The following is a 17,870-nucleotide window of genomic DNA, read 5'->3' as shown; positions in this document are numbered from 1 at the left end:
GCGCGTGCGGGTGCAGAACGAACGGACGGTCGCCGACGGCCTGCGCCTGGCCGTACGCGCCATGGTCTACGCGGTCCTGGGCGGCGTGGCGCTGATCGCGATCGCGACGGTCGTCTCGGTCCTCGGCCCGATGGTGGCGATCGACCTCTACACCCCTGCCGTAGCGGCCTGGTGGACGGTCTTCACGGCGGTCGCCGTCCAGGGCGTCCCCTTCCTGCTGCTGGGCACGGTGGTGTCGGCGGCGATCGGAGCGTTCGTCCCGGAACGGGTGTTCACCCGCCTCCTCCCGCGCAACCAGGCCTTGGCGGTCCCGATCGCGGGCGCGGCAGGCGTCGTACTCCCCGGCTGTGAATGCGCATCGGTACCGGTGGCGAGCAGCCTGATGAGACGGGGCGTGGCTCCGGCGGCGGCTCTCGCGTTCCTGCTCTCGGCCCCGGCGATCAACCCGGTCGTCCTGGTCGCCACATCGATCGCGTTCCCGAACCAACCGAAGATGGTGCTGGCCCGCTTGGTGGCCTCGCTGGCGACGGCGGTGGTGATGGGCTGGCTGTGGGCGAGATTCGGCAGGGAGGAATGGCTACGCCTCCCAAAGCGCGCGCAGACGACCTCCTCCTCCCCGACGGGCGTGAAGGCCTTCGTGGCAGGCCTGCAGCACGACTTCCTGCACGCGGGAGGCTTCCTGGTCCTGGGTGCGGCAGCGGCGGCGACCTTCAACATCGCCGTACCCCGCTCGATCCTGGACATCTTCACGGGTTCGTCCTGGCTGTCGCTCCTGCTACTGGCCCTGCTGGCAGTGGTGTTGTGCGTATGCAGCGAGGCGGACGCGTTCGTGGCGGCCTCGCTGAGCGGCTTCTCCCCGGCGGCGAAACTGGCGTTCATGGTGGTGGGCCCGATGGTCGACCTGAAGCTGATCGCCCTCCAGGCAGGCACGTTCGGCCGCGCCTTCGCCTTCCGCTTCTCTTCGACGACGTGGCTGGTGGCGGTGGTCAGCAGCACGCTGGTGGGTTGGTGGTTGCTGTGAGGCGCTACGGCTCGGCGGTCCTGCTGCTGCTGATGGGCGGAGCGGTCCTACGGATCTCCCTCTTCAGCGAGCTGTATCTCCGGTATGTGCAGGCGGCGTTGAGGCCGTACCTGGTCGTGTCGGGAGCGCTGCTGATCCTGCTGGGTCTGGCAGCGGCGGTGAGGGGGATGCGGCAGAGGGAGCACGAGGAGGAGGGCGAGGAAGAGGAGGGGGAGGAAGAGAAGGGAGAGGAGCACGCCCACGACCACTCCCACGGCGGCCCCCGCATCGCCTGGCTGCTGACGCTCCCGGCCCTGGCGCTCCTGCTGTTCCCTCCCCCCGCACTGGGCTCGTACAGCGCGTCACGCGAGGAGGCACAGCGTGCGGCGCAGGGCGTGGGCACGTTCCCCGCCCTCCCCGCCGGAAAGGTGCTGGACATCTCGGTCGCCCAGTACAGCTCCCGCGCGATCTACGACACCGGCCGCTCCCTCAAGGGCCGCACCCTCCGCATGACCGGCTTCGTCACCCACGGCTCCAACGGCACCTGGTACCTCACCCGCCTCCTCGTCACCTGCTGCGCGGCCGACGCGACGATCAGCAAGGTCGAGATCCGGGGCGACGAGGCCGACGGCGCTCCGCAGACGGACAGTTGGGTCACGGCCACAGGCACGTGGATCCCCAAGGGCAAGCTCGGGACGGACGGCGCGTGGCCACCGATCCTCAAGGCGACGACGGTGAAACAGGTGAAGGAACCGGCTGACCCGTATGACAAGCGTTGACGCATTCTGGAGGTTCGGGTGATTCCTGCGCGTTAAGGTGCCTCTGATGCGCTGGGTGTGGAGCGTGTCACGCATCGCTACGAAACAAAGGCCGCCGGGAGTGCTGTGCGGCCGTGCATCTGGGGGGCCTCATGCACGAGATGGTCAAGGGTGGGAACGTCGGTCTGGCGTCGCTGAGCGAGGACGTCGGCTCGGTGATGATGAGCCTGAGCTGGGGAAGTCCGACGGGAGAGGGCGACGCGGACGTCTCCGTACTGCTGCTCACCGCGGACGGAAAAGTGCGCAGCGACGGGGACTTCTACTTCTACAACAACCCCGTCGCAGCCGACGGGAGCGTCCAGTTGCTCGGCAAGGCGCCGACGGCGGACGGCAGCGAGGACCGGATCACGTTCGATCTGACCGCTATTCCGGCGGGTGTTGAGCAGATCGTTGTAGCGGCAAGCCGTTATGAGAGCGCCCGTTTCTCCGAACTGCAGGATCTGCGGCTGACGTTGGCCGACGGCTCCGGTGAGAGCCTGCTGCGCTTCTCGATCGATGATCCCGGCGAGGTCAGCGCGCTGCTCTTCGGCGAGTTCTACCGGCGGGGCGGGGACTGGAAGTTCCGGGCGATCGGACAGGGCTACGAGTCCGGACTGGCGGGCGTGGCAACGGACTTCGGCGTCGACATCGACGACGACGCGGGCGAGGAGAGTGCGCCTGACACTGAGGTTGAGGCCGAGGTTCTTACGCCGGAAGCCGTCTCCGTGATTCCCGCGCAGCCGTCCAGTCCCGCGGTCGAATCGGTACCCGAGGTGGGGAGCGGGACCGAGGCAGCTCCGCGTCCCGCCCGTCCTCGTACGGCCAAGAAGAAGGTCACCCTGCCGAAGGTGGCCAAGAAGTCCCTCGCCGAGAACGACTCCTGGCGGGGTGCCCGGCTCTTCCCGGCCTCCGCGCTCAAGAGCGACCACGAGCGGGAGACGCGGGCGACCTCCGTGCTGCTGTCGGTGATGGCCCAAGTGCCGGAGTTCGGGCGGCGGTTGACGGCCGCGTTCGGGGCACCGGTCGGGCGGATGGAGACGTTCACCGAGGTCACGCTGCCCAACGGCGAGTCGCCCCGGCGGCCCGACGGGGTGATCCGGGTCGAGCGGGCGGGCAAGCTGTGGACGGCGCTCGTCGAGACGAAGACGAACGGCAACCCGCTCAAGCCGGACCAGGTGCAGGCCTACGCCGACATAGCGGCCCGGCGCGGATACGAGGCCGTCATCACGCTCTCCAACGACGTGGAGCTGGAGGGCAGCCCGCTGGTGGAGGTCAAGCTCGACGGGCGGCGCAAGCACAAGGTGGCGCTCTGGCATCTGTCCTGGGCCGAAGTCGCCCACCAGGCACAGCTGTTGATCCGGCACGAGGGGGTCGGCAACGCGGCGCACGCCTGGCTGCTCCAGGAACTGCTGCACTACCTCCAGCACGAGAACTCCGGTTGCCACGGCTTCCAGAACATGGGCCGCTCCTGGGTCCCGGTGCGCAACGCGATCGACGCCGAGACCCTGTGCCAGGGAGACCCGCGTGCGGTGGAGGTCGTGGAGAGCTGGGAACGGCTGGTCCGGCAGGTGTGTCTACGGCTGGGCGGCGAGCTGGGGGAGAAGGTACTGCCGGTGCAGCGGGCCAAGCGAGGTACCGACCCGGCATCGCGACGGGCGGCGTTGGCCGACCGGCTCTGCTCCGAAGGCCGACTCGACGCCGAACTCCGTATCGAGGGCACGCCCGGTGTCCTCGCCCTCTGCGCCGACCTGCGCACCGGCAAGCTGCGCACGTCCATCGAGATCGACGTACCCGACCAGGGCTACCCCCTCACCTGGGCCAAGCGGTTGGTCCGTCGGCTCGCCGAGGCACCGGCCGACCTGCACGTCGAGACCCTCCTGGAGGGCCAGACGGGCGGCCCGCGCGGCACGCTGGAACGCCTGCGCCCCGAACCGGCCGACATCCTCCCCAAGAACGGAGCACAGATCAGCGGCTTCCGGCTCTCCCTCTTCAGGGGCATGGGCAACACCCGGGGCACCGCGGAATCAGGCTTCATCCGCAGCGTCGACGAATCCGTGGACCGCTTCCACGCGAGCGTGGTGGTGCATCTGGAAGGGCGTTCGGCGCGGGCCCGTCGACCCGTCGACGCCTAGATGGTGCGGGTCAGGGCGTTGATGACGGCGCATAGTGGTGGGCCAGGCTGGTGGCGAGGTCGCGGAGGTGAGCCCTGGCCTCGGTGGGGCCGTGCACGGTGATGGCGCTCCCGAACGGCAGGAGTGCTCGCACGTCCTCCAGATGCAGGAAGCGGATCGTCACCTTGTGGCCGGTGGCGGATTCTTCGCGGTCGTGGTCATGGTCGTCCGGGACGAGTCGTAGGCCGAAGATCCGTTGCGCTCGCGCGATCTGGGTCTGGTCGATGGTGGCGCTGACCTCAACCGCGTGGTTGTGCTCCCACTGATCAACGAGCGCTGCGGCGACGGTGGCCAGGGTCTGGCTCTCGCGGATCCGTCGTGGCCGGTCGACTTCTTGCCACGTCGTGATCCGTTCGAGTCGGTACATCCGTGGCACGCCGGCACGGTCGGCGACGAGGTACCAGATGCCGGCCTTGGCGAACAGCCCGTAGGGATCCACGACCAGGTCGCGTGGGCATGACTCGCGTGGGCTGTCGTACTCGATCCGTAGCCGGCGACCTCGCCGCACCGCGCCGATCAGCGAAGCCGGAGTCGTGCCGGAAGCTCGTGCCTGACGCCAGGGACGGCTGTCCACGTGCACGACGTCGGTGAGCGGCAGGAGCTCATGAACTCGACGTGACTGTGCGGCGGCGATCTTGGAGAGAGCGCGCCGGCTCTCGACCGATGCGTCGAGCTCCGCACGTTGCTTCTCGTCCAGCCCGGTGAGCGACAGCTGATCACGCTCGCCCGGTGTGAGTCGCGTGAGGTCGAGCCCGGACCCGGGCAGCATGGTCACGCCTCCGAGGCGGCCCCGGTGTGCGGTCACCGGCAGACCGGCGTCGCGGAGCCAGTTCAGGTCTCGGGTGACGGTTCGAAGTGACACCCCGAGCGCCGAGGCGAGTTCCCGCGTGGTCACGGCATCCCTCGACTCGAGGAGCAGCATCAGGGAGAAGAAGCGGTCCGGGGTCACCCACCGATTTTTTCAGGAATTGCGACATGATGCGGCGCATATCCCGGTCAGGCTGATGGACGCGTACCTACGACCTGCGAGAAGGAACAACCATGACCACCACATCCGTCGTGTCCATCGTCTATGTGAACGACGCTCCCGCCGCAGCTCGCTTCTACGGCGACCTCCTCGGCATGAGCCCCTCGTTCGAGACTTCGGGATACATCACCTTCGACCTCGGGCCGGGCGCTGACCTCGGTCTGTGGTCCGGCCAGTTCGAGGATCTGGCACCGGACGTCCCGCGCACCAGCGAGGTGTGCGTGGCCATCGACGGTGGACCCGACGAGCTCGACGCGATCTTCAAGCGGTGGCAGGCCAAGGGGGTCACGATCCTGCGCGAGCCTCATGACGCGGGGTTCGGGCCGACCTTCCTCGCAGCCGATCCGGACGGGAACCGCATCCGCGTCGCACCGCGGGGCTGAAAGGCCGCAACGCGGCTCGTGAAGCGGTGCCGGACAACTACACCTAGATCTGCACCCGCCCCTGCTTCTGCACATCCGTCAGCCGCTGCGCGCCGATTTCCGACGCCTGGCCCATCGCGTCCACCGGCACGTTCCCCAGGCCGCCGTTCGTGACGGTGATGGTGTCGTCGCCGATGCGGACGGCGGCGGTGTCGAGGGTGAGGGTGGACCGGTCGCCCTCGGGGGTGGTGCCGGTGAGGGTGAGGTGGAGGCCTTCGCGGGCGTCGCCGACGTTGGGGAGGGTGGCCTCCGTGACCGTCACGGTCTGGGTGCCGGAGCGGGTGGTCGTCGCCGTGAAGTTCGCGCACTTCTGGGGGAGGGTGCGGAGCCAGTCCAGGGTGCGGTTCACGTCCTTGGGGGCGAACGCGGCCACCTGGTAACGGAGTTGGGCCTCGTCGTCGAGGTCGTCCAGGGTGGTCACCGCCTGGGTGGTGGCGGGGGTGCCGAGGAGTTCGTCGGCGTAGAGGGCGTCCAGGAGGCGTTGGCAGTCGGGGGTGTTCGTCTTCGCCTTCAGCAGGGTGTCCCGCCACGTCGCCGTGCCCTGGGTCGGGGTCCAGGGGGCGCCCAGGTCGGCCTCCTTGATCAGCGCGGCCTGCGCCTGGGCCGGGGTGAGGACGGGGGCGGCGGCCGGGGACGCGTGGGCGGCGGGAGTCGTCCGCACGGCCGAGGGGGAGGGGGCGGTCGTCACCTCGTGCAGGATGGCCTCGTTCGCACAGCCGGCCGCGGTCAGCGGGGTGCCCGCGGCGAGTATCGCGGTGAGGAGGAAACGGGCCGGGGTACGGGTCATCGGGGGTCCCTCCTGGGGCACGGGGTGCGTTCCCCCAACGGCACCACCGCCCCGGCCCGCCCACCAGCGCGCCGGGCCGTCCGGGTGAGTGCCAGTACGTCGGTCGGGGGTCGGGTGCGGCCCGGTGGGGGCTGGCCGCGCAGTTCCCCGCGCCCTTAAAAACAGGGCATCAGCGCCACCCCCCCCAGGGGCGCGGGGAACTGCGCGCCCAGCCCCCACGGTGCCGCACTCGAAATCCGCAGGGTGCCGGCGCTCAAGTCGCCCCAAGCGCCACCCCCGTAGGGGTGCGGGGAACTGCGCGCCCAGCCCCCACGGTGCCGCACTCGAAATCCGCAGGGTGCCGGCGCTCAAGTCGCCCCAAGCGCCACCCCCGTAGGGGCGCGGGGAACTGCGCGCCCAGCCCCCACGGTGCCGCACTCGAAATCCGCAGGGTGCCGGCGCTCAAGTCGCCCCAAGCGCCACCCCCCTAGGGGCGCGGGGAACTGCGCGGCCAGCCCCCACCGGGCCGCAGCCATTCGAATCGTCATTAGCCGACCTGCCGCGTCCCGCCTACTGTCGGAGACACCCGCAGCGAGCCCACGCCCCCCTGGAGACCCCCATGTCGAAGATCCTCTTCGTGCTGACCGGCGCCGACCACCTCACCCTGGCCGACGGCACCCAGCACCCCACCGGCTACTGGGCCGAGGAGGTCGTCACCCCGTACGAGGCATTCAAGGCGGCCGGTCACGAGGTCGTCGTCGCCACCCCCGGCGGTGTCGTACCGCCCGTCGACCGCGGCAGCCTCGCCCCCGACTACAACGGCGGCCAGGAGAACGCCGACCGGGTCGCGGGCGTCCTCGCGTCGAGTCCCGAGCTCCAGCACCCGGTCAAGCTGACCGAGGTCGACCTCGCCGACTACGCCGCCGTCTACTACCCGGGCGGCCACGGCCCGATGGAGGACCTCGCCGTCGACGCCGACTCCGGCCGCCTCCTCACCCTGGCCCTCGCCTCCGGCAGGCCCCTCGGCGTGGTCTGCCACGGGCCCGCCGCGCTGCTCCCGGCCACCGAGGAGGACGGTACGAACGCCTTCGCCGGGCGGCGCCTCACCGGGTTCACCAACGCCGAGGAGACCCAGGGCGGCCTCGCCGCAAAGGTGAAGTGGCTGCTCCAGGACCGGCTCGTGGAACTCGGCGCCGACTTCCAGGAGGGCGAGCCCTGGGCCCCGCACGTCGTGGTCGACGGCAACCTCGTCACCGGCCAGAACCCGGCGTCCTCCGCCCCGGTCGCCGACGAACTCCTCAAGAAGCTCGGCTGACGGATCTCGGCTGACTAATTCCGTCGCCGAAGCCGTCGTACGACTGCTACCGTCCGCCGCATGAAGCGCGCCAAGCCGTTCCCGTCCTCCTGGACGACGACGCCGGACCCTGTCCCGGCGCGCTGACTGCTGACTCAAGTCGAAGCCCCGGGGCGAGTGCCCCGGGGCTTCGTCGTCGCCGGATTCCTCGCCCCGCCCGTCGTAGAGCGAGGTACCCATGAGCGAGAAGAACCCGATCGAGAAGAACCCGCACGACCACCGACGTCTCGGCCGCGAGCTCGACCTCTTCGACACCGACCCCCTGATGGGCGCGGGCCTGCCGTACTGGCTGCCCGACGGCGCGACCGTACGGCATGAACTGGAGGAGTACGTAAGGGAGTTGGAGCGCGCCGAAGGGTACCGACACGTGTACTCGCCCGTGCTCGGCAAGCGCGAGCTGTACGAGATCTCCGGGCACTGGTCGCACTACAGCGTGGACATGTTCCCGCCGATGAAGCTGGGTGGTGAGGAGGTCGTACTACGGCCCAGTCTCTGTCCCCACCACGCCCTCATCTACCGCTCCCGGTCCCACAGTTACCGCGAACTACCCCTCCGTATCGCAGAGTTGGGCGGCATGTACCGCTCCGAACCCTCCGGCGTCCTCGGCGGCCTGACCCGCGTCCGAGCCATCCAGCTCAACGACGCCCACATCTTCTGCACCCTGGACCAGGCGGTGGACGAGGCCCGCTCCGCCCTCGCCCTCATCACCCGCGCCTACGCCGACCTCGGCATCCACGCCTCCCGCCACCGCCTCTCCCTCCCGGGCGAAGGCGGCAAGTACGTTGCGGATCCGGCCCTTTGGCAGCGAGCCACCGCACTGCTCCGCGAGGTTCTCGACGACTCCGGCATCGCATACGAGTCCGCCGAGGGCGAAGCCGCCTTCTACGGCCCGAAGATCGACGTCCAGATCACCGACGCGGCCGGCCGCGAGGCCACCCTCTCCACCGTCCAGATCGACTTCCACCAGCCCGAACGCTTCGACCTGCACTACATCGGCGCCGACGGCGCGAAACACCGCCCGGTGATGGTCCATCGCAGCGTCATCGGGAGCGTGGAACGGGCGGTGGCGCATCTGCTGGAGGAGCACGGGGGTGCCTTTCCGGCGTGGCTGGCGCCCGTGCAACTGGTCGTGCTGCCGGTGTCGGACGCGCAGGCGGGACCGGCGTACGACCTCCTCCGCCAAGCCGAACTCCTCGGTCTGCGCGCCGAGTTGGCCTCCCCCGACCAGGGCAGCCTCGGCGCCCGCATCCGAGCCGCACGCCTCGTCCCGTACCAAGCGGTGATCGGCGAACGCGAAGCCGCCGACGACCTGGTCGCCGTACGACTGCGGGACGGGCGGCGGATCGAGCCGCTCGCGCCCGCCGAACTGCTGCACCACATCGCCACCCGGGTCGAGGCGCGCGGCACCGCGCTGTGGCCGGATGCGTAAGGTCACCCTTGAACCGCCTTGAACCGGCTCAGCTGCCTTGAACTGCCTTGATTCGCCGAACCGTCCCCGAGAGGAGCCTGACGTGACCGGTCAGCCCATCCCCGTGATCATCGACTGCGACACGGGGGTCGACGACGCCCTGGCGCTGCTGTTCGCCGTCCGCCACCCGGGCCTGGACCTGCGCGCGGTCACCTGCGTCGCCGGGAACACCGATGTCGACCAGGTCGTACGGAACACGCTGATCGTGCTCGACCACGCGGGCGCCGGTGACATCCCGGTCGCGCGCGGTGCGGCCCGGCCGCTGATCGAGCCGGCGCGTTCGGCGGCGCACGTCCACGGGCAGGACGGCATGGGCGACATGGGGCTGCCCGACTCCACCCGCACGCCCGTCGACGTGGACGCGGTGACACTGCTGCGCCGCGAGATCCTCGCCTCGCCGACCCCGGTCACGCTCATCCCGACCGCGCCGCTGACGAACATCGCGCTGCTGCTCCGTACGTTCCCCGAGGTCACCCGCAACATCGAGCGGATCGTGTTCATGGGCGGCGCGGTCGCGGTCGGGAACGCCACACCGGTCGCGGAGTTCAACGTGTGGCACGACCCGGAGGCCGCCGCGATCCTGCTCACCGCCGGGGTGCCGATCACGATGTACGGGCTGGACGTCTTCGAGCGGGTGCAGGTACCGGCCGCCGATGTGCAGCGGCTGAGGGAGAGCTCGGAGCCCCGGCTGAAGCTGGCCGGTGACCTCCTCGCCCACCGCGACCCGGCCGCGTCCGGCGACCCCACCCCCACCGGCGGCCTCGGCGACGCGGGCGCGGTCTGCGCGGTCGCCGACCCGGGCGGCCTCACCACCCGGCTGCTGCCGGTCGAGGTCTCCCTCGCTCCGGGACCGGGCCGAGGCCAGACGATCGTCGACCGGCGTGCACGGCACGGAGAGTCCGAGATCCATGACGGCGCGCGTGAACAGGCCCTGGTGGACGTGGGGTTGGACGTGGACGTGGAGCGGTACGTGAAGCTGTGGCTGGAGACGGTCGAAGGGTAAAGGGCTCGGTCGGCTCACCGGGAGTGCGGAGGAAACGGTTAGGGATACACTCCTTAGGGGTGTATCCCTAACCGTTTCCGTTCAGGAGGGCGCGTGCCGCGTCACGCAAGGCCGGACAAGCCGTCGCGTCTCTTCGACCGTGGTGCCGAATGGGACGCGCTCAGCGCTTTCGTGAACCGGCCGCTGCCCCACGCCATGCTCGGCATCGTCAGCGGCCGACGGCGCATGGGGAAGACGTACCTCCTGCGGGCTCTCGTCGAGCAGTGCGGGGGCTTCTACTTCGGGGCGACCGCCGGGACCGAGGCCGAATCGCTCCGGCAGTTCAGCGCGGCCCTGGCCGAGCACCAGGGTTCTCCGGTGCCCTTCACCTTCGCGACCTGGGACGACGCGATCTCGTTTCTCTTCGGTCTCGCCGTGCCGGGGCGCGGGGACAACCCGTTCCTCGTCGTCATCGACGAGTTTCCGTACCTGGTGAAGGTGGCGCCGGAGCTTCCCTCGCTCATCCAACGTGTGATCGACCGCTTCCAGGTGGACGAGAGCCGCATGAGGCTCCTTCTCTGCGGTTCGGCGATGTCCGTCATGGGAGGGCTGCTCGCCAGCACCGCTCCCCTGCGCGGCCGGGCCCAGCTCGAACTCGTCGTACGTCCCTTCGGCTACCGGGCCGCGGCGGACTTCTGGGGTGTCTCCGACGATCCCGCGCTCGCCGTAAGGCTGCACGCGGTGGTCGGTGGCACCCCCGCGTACCGCCGTCAGTTCCTGGCGGACGACATCCCCGCCGGTCTGGGGGACTTCGACGACTGGGTGTGCCGGACCGTCCTCTCGCCGTTCAGTCCGCTCTTCCGTGAGGCGCGCTATCTGCTCGCCGAGGAGGCCGACATCCGGGACACCGCGCTGTACCACTCGGTCCTCGCGGCGGTGGCACAGGGCAACACCACACGAGGCGGCATCGCGGGCTACATCGGCCGTAAGTCCGTCGACATCTCGCATCCGCTGAACGTCCTGGAGGACAGCCATCTGCTGGCACGCGAGGCGGACATCTTCCGGGCCGGAAAGTCGCAGTACCGCATCACCGAGCCGCTGATCAACTTCTATGAGGCGGTCATGCGTCCGGCCTGGGCGCGGCTGGAGAGCGGACAGGCCGCCGAGGTCTGGGGACAGTCGGCGGAGCGCTTCGCCGCGCAGGTCGCGGGACCGCATTTCGAGGCGGTGTGCCGGGAGTACGTGCTCGGACCCGGGCGCTCCCTGCTGAGTACGTCGTTGGGGGAGGTCGGCTGCGGTGTGGTGGCCGACCCGAAGGAGCGCCGGCAGATCGAGATCGATGTGGCCGTCGTCGAATCGGGGTCCGGAGCCGGCAGTCCCGCGGTCACGCTGCTGGGTGAGGTGAAGTGGGGGACCGTCATGGGGGTGAACCATCTGGAACGCCTGGGTCGGGCCAGGGAACTCCTTGCCGGCCGGGGCATGGACACGACACGGTGCGGGCTGGCGTGCTTCAGCGCCGTCGGCTTCAGCGACGCTCTCCGTGCCCGGGCCGAAGGAGGCGGTGTGCTGCTGATCGGCCTCGACGAGTTGTATGGCCGTGCGACGCCGACGGCGCTGATGCCCTGAACGAACCCCGCCACTCACCAACCCTGAGATGGGCGCAAGCGGCGGGGGTCCGGAGAGGTACGACTACCGGGATACGGCTGTCCGGATACGGCTACGACTGCGAAGCCCGCCGGCGACGAGTGGCGACCACGATCGCCGCGCCGCCCGCCAGCAGGACCGCCGCGCCGCCGACCAGCGTGCCGGTGTTGCTGCCGCCACCGGTCTCCGCGAGGTCACCGCCTCCGCCGCCGTTGGGTGAGGGGGCCGCCGCCGGAGTGGTCGACTCGGAGGTGGCCGGGGTCGGGGTGGCGGACTCCGGGGTCGACTCGGAGGCGCTCGGGGTCGGGGTCGAGGAGTCCGAGGCCGGCGGGGTGGACTCCGGGACCGACGGGGGGACCGAGGCCGGGGCCGACGGGGACGGGGGCTGGGACTCGGTGGTCGTGCAGTCCTTCGTGCCGCCGTTCCAGGCCGCGATCAGTTTGTCCTTGATGACCGTGTGGTCGGGGCCCTTGGGCAGGTCGCCGTGGACGAGGCCGTCGCCGGCGGCGGGGTTGCCGTCGAACTTGACCGCGCCGCGGTAGAGGTCGATCTGCGCGAAGCAGCCCTCGTCCGGCACCGCGATGTCGAGCGAGTCCGTCTGGCCCTTCTTCACGGTCACCGTGTCGAAGTCGACGAAGACCTGCTGCCCGGAGGTCGCGAAGGTCGCGCCGTGGGCGATGTACGAGGCGAGCGAGGCGGTGCAGGTGGACGCGTCACCGGCGGTGCGGACCTTGATGTGGATCTTGCCGTCGTCGGTGGGCTTCAGGTTCTGGTCGTCGACCTTGACCGAGGGGAAGAAGTCCGTGCCGTTCAGCGAGAACTGGCAGCCCTCGGTCTCGGTGACCGTGCCGGCGCCGGAGCCGGGCCGGTAGTGGCCACCGGACTCCCAGCCGTCACCGCCACCGCCGTGGGCCCAGGCGCCGGAGGCGGCGCCGACGGAGGCTGCGGCGAGGGCGAGGGAGGCGGCGCCTGTCCCCAACAGGCGACGCACGGTGACACGACTCGCTATGGACATACTTATCCCATCTTGGCCTGGCAAGGAGTGGAGGAGCTGAGCAGCGAAGGAAACACTGGGCTCATAGGTCACATGCGCCACAGCGTGTGCACATCGTGGGTCTACCGGAAGTTGACTGTCAACTTCCGTCAGCGCAGCGGGAATTCATAAGGAGACCACGTGCCCGACCTGTCCTCCCGTGACCCGGACTGGTGGCGGCAAGCCGTCGTCTACCAGGTCTATCCGCGCAGTTTCGCCGACGCCGACGGCGACGGACTCGGGGACCTCCAGGGCATCACCCAGCGCCTCGGTCATCTCGCCGCGCTCGGCGTCGACGCGCTCTGGCTCAGCCCGTTCTACCCGTCCGAACTCGCCGACGGCGGCTACGACGTCGCCGACTACCGCGATGTCGACCCGCGCCTGGGCACCCTCGACGACTTCGACGCGATGGTCGCCGAGGCGCACCGGCTCGGCCTGAAGGTCATGGTCGACATCGTGCCCAACCACACGTCCCGGCTGCACAGTTGGTTCCAGGAGGCGCTCGCCGCCGCGCCCGGTTCCGCGGCCCGCGACCGCTACGTCTTCCGGGACGGGCGCGGCGAGGACGGCCAACTCCCGCCCACCGACTGGCCGTCGGTGTTCGGCGGCAGCGCGTGGTGGCAACTCCCGGACGGGCAGTGGTACTTGCACCTCTTCACGCCCGAACAGCCCGACCTGAACTGGGACAACGAGGAGGTGCGGGAGGACTTCCGCACCACGCTCCGTTTCTGGTCCGACCGGGGTGTCGACGGCTTCCGCGTCGACGTCGCCCACGCGCTCGCCAAGGACCTCACCGAGCCGCTCCGCGACGTGGGCCCCATCGCGGCGAACTCCGAGGACGTCCTCGACTCGATCCCGCCGGGCAGCCACCCCTACTACGACCGCGACGCGGTCCACGAGATCTACCGCGACTGGCGGCGTACGGTCCTCGACACCTACACCCCGCCCCGCATGGCGGTCGCCGAGGCCTGGGTACCGGCCGCCCGCCGTGCCCTGTACGCCCGCCCGGACGAACTCGGCCAGGCCTTCAACTTCGAGTACCTGGAGGCGGGTTGGGACGCGGACGAACTCCGCGAGGTGATCACCGGCTCGCTCGCCACGGCCCGCGCGGCGGGCGCCTCGGCCACCTGGGTGCTGTCCAACCACGACGTCGTACGCCACGCCTCGCGCCTGATGCTGCCGGCGGGCACGGACCCCAACACCTGGCTCCTGTCGAACGGCCATACGCCACCGGTCGATACGGCGGCGGGCCTGCGCCGGGCCCGCGCCGCGACGCTGCTGATGCTGGCGCTGCCCGGTTCGTCGTACGTCTACCAGGGCGAGGAACTCGGTCTGCCCGAGGTCGCCGACCTGCCCGTAGAGGTCCTCCAGGACCCGATCTGGGAACAGCAGGGCCACACCCACAAGGGCCGCGACGGCTGCCGGGTACCGCTCCCCTGGACGTCGACCGGTCCGTCGTACGGCTTCGGGGCGGGGCCCGCGTGGCTGCCGCAGCCGGCGAGTTTCGCGGCGTACGCCGTGGAGGCACAGGACGGGACGGAGGGCTCGACGCTGGAGCTCTACCGCACCGCGCTCCGCCTGCGCCGCAAGCTGCTCGACGGGGAGGAGCTGACCTGGGCCCCGGACAGCGTGCCCGGGGTGCTGCACTTCGCGCGCTCCGACGGCTGGCGGTGTGTCACCAACCTGTCGGACGTGCCGGTCGCCCTGCCGCCGGGGGAGGTGCTGCTGAGCAGCGAACCGGCGGCGGGCGATGGGCAGTTGGGACTGCTGGCGCCTGACACGACCGTGTGGCTGGGGTTGTAGCGGGTTCACCCCACGGTCGGGGTCTGGCTGGCGCTGGGTGACGCCTCGCCCGGGAGGACCGGCGGCTGGGTGGTGCTGTTCACCGGCGGGGTGAGCACCACCTCCGGCTGGCCCGCGGCCGGGGGCGGCGGGGTCAGGTCCACGGCAGGCAGCTTCGGCGGGGTCGTCTCCTGGAAGAGGACCTGGCTGAAGTTGACCAGGCCGGTGTCCTCCATCACCGTGATGTGGTCCAGAACCGTCGCGTTGGCCTGGTTGGCCAGGACCCGCACCAGGGTGTTCTCGGTCGTTCCGCGGATCTTCGCGATGGTGGCGAAGATCGAACCGTGCGTCACCCGCAGGATGTTGGCGAAGTCCGTGTCGAACTGCTTGCCGCTGTCCCCGTTCAGGGTGTTGATGAACCCCTGCTGCTGCGGGCTGGGCTGGTTCGGGATCGTGATGTTGAGCATGGGGGCGATCTTGCGGACGGTGGAGTCCAGCGCCGCGTGCCCGTCGATCAGGTGCTTGCTCGCGGTGATGACCGCAGGGCTCGCCCCCTTCTTCAGTCCCATCTGGCCGACGGGGTACTCCCACAGCCCTGCCGCACGCACCTTGACCACGAAGTCGCGGTCGGCCTCGGTCAGCGGCCCCCACTGCGTGTTGGCGATCACGCGTGCGGGAGCGCTGGAGACCGTGGTCACGCCCAGCATTGCCGGATAGGCGAGGGCGACGAGGGTCAGGCTGAGGGCGCCGCCCACAACCATCGTTCCCGTCGCGTTCCGCGAAAAGCGCACCGTACCTCCTGTGTCGTGGACCGCCCGTCGGCGGTACGGACAGTCAGAAGTACGGATCGGGGAAGCGCGCGAAGTCTTTGGTTTTGGTAAAGCCCGAGTGGGGCGCGTCACAAGTGACGGGGGGTGGCTCCGGTTGTCGGGGCATCAACTCCGGGCGCGGGCGCGGGCGCGGGCCCGAGTCCTGGGTCTCCACCCCAACCCGGTGGACTACCGCCTGGCCCGCGTCGCCGAGCTGACGGGTCTGGACCCGGGCACACCCCGGCACGCGGCCCTGGCGGGCTCGTGTCAGGCGAACTGACCGGGCTGGTAGTCGCCGGCGGGCATCGTGAGCATGACGTTCATCCGGTTGAAGCTGTTGATGAGGGCGATCAGCGAGACGAGTGCCATGAGCTGCTCCTCGTCGTAGTGCTTGGCGGCGTTCGCCCACACGTCGTCCGACACCCCGCCGGCCGCGTCCGCGATCCGGGTCCCTTCCTCGGCCAGCTCCAGCGCGGCGCGCTCCGCCTCGCTGAACACGGTCGCCTCCCGCCAGGCGGCGACGAGGTTGAGCCGCACCGCCGTCTCACCCGCGGCGGCCGCGTCCTTGCTGTGCATGTCGGTGCAGAACCCGCACCCGTTGATCTGGCTCGCCCGCAGCTTCACCAGCTCTTGCGTGGCACGGGGCAGCGACGAGTCGTCGATGACCTTGCCCGCGGCGATGAAGTGCTTCAGCGCCTTGCCGGCGAGCGGACTGCCGAAGGGGTTCAGTCGAGCACCCATGGTGGGCTCCTCTGTTCTGTCGTGGCTGGTGGTTACACAGCTCTGACGGAACGGGGGGCCGTGAATGTGACAGGGGCTGAATGTGACCTGGGTCTCGGGGCGAGGTCAGGGGCGGGGGTGGAGGGCGCCGGTTCGTATCGCCTGGAGGAGGTGGGTGAGGGAGGTGGGCGTGGTGGTGAGGTGGGTGGTGGGGGTGTCGGATTCGCGGAGGCGGATCGTGGTGGGGGTTGCGGCGAGTTCGACGCAGTCGTTGCCCTCGCCGCCACCGGAGTAGGACGACTTCTGCCAGCCGATTTCCACGCAGGCCTTGCCTTCACCGCCGCCGGAGAACGATGACTTCTGCCACTGGGCGGGGCTGGTCATGGCTGATCCTCACAAGTCCTTGGCCAGTTGGTGAATGAGGTCGCGAGACTGCTTGGGAGCGAGCGACTCTCCCTTCACCTTACGGAAGAGCCTTCGAAAGTGCTCCAGTTGGGCTTCGGAGTAGAGGAACGCGGTGCCGTGCGGAGCGTCGCGCACGACGGTATCCAGCCGGGGCACCACTCCGCCCAGGTAGACCATCGCGCCACCGGCCCCTGCGAAGGCGTCCAAGTCGAAAGGGATGACCCGCACTGTGACGTGTTCCGCCTCCGACAACTCCAGGATTCGGGTCAGTTGGGCGCGGAAGGCGAACCGGCCAGCCACCCGGATGCGAAGCGCAGCCTCGTGGATCACGGCCTCGTAGGGGAGGGGGTCGGGCCCCTCGATGATGACCTTCCGCCTCATCCTGTGGGCCACCCGGTGATCCAGCTCGTTCTCTGGGAACTCCGGGTTCATGTACGAGAACAAGTCCCTTGCGTAGGCCTCTGTCTGGAAGAGACCGGGTACGTGCATGACTGCCACGTCGTGGCGGAACGTCGCGTGGTGATCCAACTCGGCGAGGTCGGAGTAGGCGGTGGGAAGGACGCCCCGGTACTTCTCCCACCAGCCGTCGGTCCGGTCTGTCGCCATGGCCACGAGCGCACCGACCAATTCGCTGTCCGCACAGGCGAAATTGGCGGCAAGCCGGCGCACGGTCTCTTCGCTGACCCCGGCGACGCCGGACTCGATCTGGCTCAGCCGCCCCGCGTCGGTTCCCAGCGCCGCCGCCGCTTCGCGTCCCGTGAGCCCGGCTGCCTCGCGGAGTTTCTGCAGTTCGGCGCCTAGGCGCGCCTGGCGCGCGGTGGGTTGCCTTCTGCGCGGCATGGGCTCTTCCCCGTTCCTCAACGGCCGTGGGGCGGTGCCCCGTTCGGGGGCAGATTACGGCAACAGCTTGCGGAGGACCAATGTTGGACCCTACTGTCAGTGACGCGCCGCACACGTTGCGAAACGCCGAGTCACCGGAAGCGCACCGCTCCGTCCTGCCATGGCGGCTGCGGCACTGCCACCGCCACCCCGAACGTCAACTCCCCACCACCCAAACGGAGTTCACGCGTGCCCGAAACCGAACACCCCGCCCCCTGGGAGTACTCCCTCAACATCCCCAACGACCCCCGCTCAGTCACCGTCTGCCGCCGCACCCTCCGCCTGATCCTCACGATGCGCGGACTGATCGCCCTGGTCGACACCGCCGAACTCCTCGCAACGGAGCTGGTGGGCAACGCTGTTCGCCACACGGAGGGCCCCGCCGCGCTACGAGTCTCCTGGTCGCCCAGCGTCCTCCGCATCGGCGCCTGGGACGCGAACCCCGAACTCCCGGAGCTCCCACGTGAGTTGACCGCGATCACCGACCTGGAGGAGGGCCGAGGCCTCGCCCTGGTCAAGGCCTGCGCCGACATCTGGGGCTGGCAACCCCTGTCCAGGAACGGCCACCGGGGCAAGTACGTCTGGTGCGAACTGGGCCGCTCGGTTTGATC

At 69.9% G+C, this 17,870-nt stretch carries 18 protein-coding genes; 11 read left to right on the top strand and 7 right to left on the bottom strand.

Features of this window, described 5'->3' with window-relative positions:
* Nucleotides 1-61: 61 nt before the first annotated feature.
* From OG504_RS26310 to OG504_RS26300, 3 genes are all read left to right on the top strand, one after another.
* Nucleotides 62-1,021, top strand: a complete 960-nt coding sequence (locus OG504_RS26310) for a permease (protein WP_405996433.1) — start codon at nt 62-64, stop codon at nt 1,019-1,021.
* Nucleotides 1,018-1,779: a TIGR03943 family putative permease subunit gene (locus OG504_RS26305; protein ID WP_405996432.1), complete on the top strand. Its 762-nt coding sequence runs from the start codon at nt 1,018-1,020 to the stop codon at nt 1,777-1,779. The genes OG504_RS26310 and OG504_RS26305 overlap by 4 nt, the downstream gene beginning before the upstream one ends.
* A 131-nt stretch (nt 1,780-1,910) precedes the next feature.
* Nucleotides 1,911-3,929 (top strand): TerD family protein, encoded by a 2,019-nt coding sequence (locus OG504_RS26300; RefSeq protein WP_405992031.1) that lies wholly within the window; start codon nt 1,911-1,913, stop codon nt 3,927-3,929.
* 10 nt (nt 3,930-3,939) lie between these two features.
* Here OG504_RS26300 and OG504_RS26295 read toward each other — a convergent pair whose 3' ends face one another.
* Nucleotides 3,940-4,917, bottom strand: a complete 978-nt coding sequence (locus OG504_RS26295; protein ID WP_405992030.1) for a helix-turn-helix transcriptional regulator — start codon at nt 4,915-4,917, stop codon at nt 3,940-3,942.
* Between the two features lie 92 nt (nt 4,918-5,009).
* On the opposite strand from OG504_RS26295, the gene OG504_RS26290 reads away from it, so the two are divergent.
* A complete protein-coding gene (locus OG504_RS26290) occupies nt 5,010-5,378 on the top strand; it encodes a VOC family protein (protein ID WP_405992029.1) in 369 nt (122 codons plus the stop codon).
* 43 nt (nt 5,379-5,421) lie between these two features.
* On the opposite strand, the gene OG504_RS26285 is transcribed toward OG504_RS26290, so the two are convergent.
* Entirely contained in the window at nt 5,422-6,204 is a 783-nt protein-coding gene (locus OG504_RS26285) for a hypothetical protein (protein ID WP_405992028.1), read from the bottom strand.
* A 598-nt stretch (nt 6,205-6,802) separates the two neighbouring features.
* Here OG504_RS26285 and OG504_RS26280 point away from each other — a divergent pair.
* The 4 genes from OG504_RS26280 to OG504_RS26265 all read left to right on the top strand — a co-directional run bounded on the left by OG504_RS26280 (nt 6,803) and on the right by OG504_RS26265 (nt 11,613).
* Nucleotides 6,803-7,498 (top strand): type 1 glutamine amidotransferase domain-containing protein, encoded by a 696-nt coding sequence (locus tag OG504_RS26280; RefSeq protein WP_393033236.1) that lies wholly within the window; start codon nt 6,803-6,805, stop codon nt 7,496-7,498.
* A 217-nt stretch (nt 7,499-7,715) separates the two neighbouring features.
* Nucleotides 7,716-8,966 (top strand): threonine--tRNA ligase, encoded by a 1,251-nt coding sequence (gene thrS / locus OG504_RS26275; RefSeq protein WP_405992027.1) that lies wholly within the window; start codon nt 7,716-7,718, stop codon nt 8,964-8,966.
* A gap of 82 nt (nt 8,967-9,048) precedes the next feature.
* Nucleotides 9,049-10,008 carry a nucleoside hydrolase gene (locus OG504_RS26270; protein ID WP_405992026.1) on the top strand — a complete coding sequence of 320 codons (960 nt, stop codon included), beginning with the start codon at nt 9,049-9,051 and terminating at the stop codon, nt 10,006-10,008.
* Nucleotides 10,009-10,101: 93 nt separating this feature from the next.
* Complete coding sequence (locus tag OG504_RS26265) at nt 10,102-11,613, top strand: ATP-binding protein (RefSeq protein WP_405992025.1); 1,512 nt, start codon at nt 10,102-10,104, stop codon at nt 11,611-11,613.
* Nucleotides 11,614-11,704: 91 nt separating this feature from the next.
* Here the strand turns inward: OG504_RS26265 and OG504_RS26260 are convergent, their stop codons facing one another.
* Nucleotides 11,705-12,646: an LAETG motif-containing sortase-dependent surface protein gene (locus tag OG504_RS26260; protein ID WP_405992024.1), complete on the bottom strand. Its 942-nt coding sequence runs from the start codon at nt 12,644-12,646 to the stop codon at nt 11,705-11,707.
* A gap of 159 nt (nt 12,647-12,805) precedes the next feature.
* Between OG504_RS26260 and OG504_RS26255 the strand changes: the two genes are divergently transcribed.
* A complete protein-coding gene (locus OG504_RS26255; RefSeq protein WP_405992023.1) occupies nt 12,806-14,467 on the top strand; it encodes a glycoside hydrolase family 13 protein in 1,662 nt (553 codons plus the stop codon).
* Between the two features lie 5 nt (nt 14,468-14,472).
* Here the strand turns inward: OG504_RS26255 and OG504_RS26250 are convergent, their stop codons facing one another.
* The gene (locus OG504_RS26250; protein WP_405996431.1) at nt 14,473-15,201 is read right to left on the bottom strand and encodes a DUF4142 domain-containing protein; all 729 of its coding nucleotides are present in this window, start codon (nt 15,199-15,201) and stop codon (nt 14,473-14,475) included.
* Between the two features lie 169 nt (nt 15,202-15,370).
* Between OG504_RS26250 and OG504_RS26245 the strand changes: the two genes are divergently transcribed.
* On the top strand, nt 15,371-15,535 hold the full coding sequence (locus OG504_RS26245; protein ID WP_405992022.1) for a helix-turn-helix domain-containing protein: 165 nt from the start codon (nt 15,371-15,373) through the stop codon (nt 15,533-15,535).
* Here OG504_RS26245 and OG504_RS26240 read toward each other — a convergent pair.
* The 3 genes from OG504_RS26240 to OG504_RS26230 all read right to left on the bottom strand — a co-directional run bounded on the left by OG504_RS26240 (nt 15,523) and on the right by OG504_RS26230 (nt 17,220).
* Nucleotides 15,523-15,996, bottom strand: coding sequence for a carboxymuconolactone decarboxylase family protein (locus OG504_RS26240; protein WP_390166884.1), 474 nt, complete (start codon nt 15,994-15,996; stop codon nt 15,523-15,525). The two genes, OG504_RS26245 and OG504_RS26240, sit on opposite strands and share 13 nt — an antisense overlap.
* Nucleotides 15,997-16,101: 105 nt before the next feature.
* Nucleotides 16,102-16,359, bottom strand: a complete 258-nt coding sequence (locus OG504_RS26235; RefSeq protein WP_405992021.1) for a DUF397 domain-containing protein — start codon at nt 16,357-16,359, stop codon at nt 16,102-16,104.
* A 9-nt stretch (nt 16,360-16,368) separates the two neighbouring features.
* Nucleotides 16,369-17,220, bottom strand: a complete 852-nt coding sequence (locus OG504_RS26230) for a helix-turn-helix domain-containing protein (protein ID WP_405992020.1) — start codon at nt 17,218-17,220, stop codon at nt 16,369-16,371.
* Nucleotides 17,221-17,448: 228 nt separating this feature from the next.
* Between OG504_RS26230 and OG504_RS26225 the strand changes: the two genes are divergently transcribed.
* On the top strand, nt 17,449-17,868 hold the full coding sequence (locus tag OG504_RS26225; protein ID WP_405992019.1) for an ATP-binding protein: 420 nt from the start codon (nt 17,449-17,451) through the stop codon (nt 17,866-17,868).
* Nucleotides 17,869-17,870: the final 2 nt, after the last annotated feature.

It is taken from the genome of Streptomyces sp. NBC_00986 (genome assembly GCF_045162565.1).
In the GTDB taxonomy this organism is placed as follows: Bacteria; Actinomycetota; Actinomycetes; order Streptomycetales; family Streptomycetaceae; genus Streptomyces.
The sequence above is the reverse complement of the archived record's forward strand: the minus strand, read 5'-3'. Positions and strand labels throughout refer to the sequence as shown.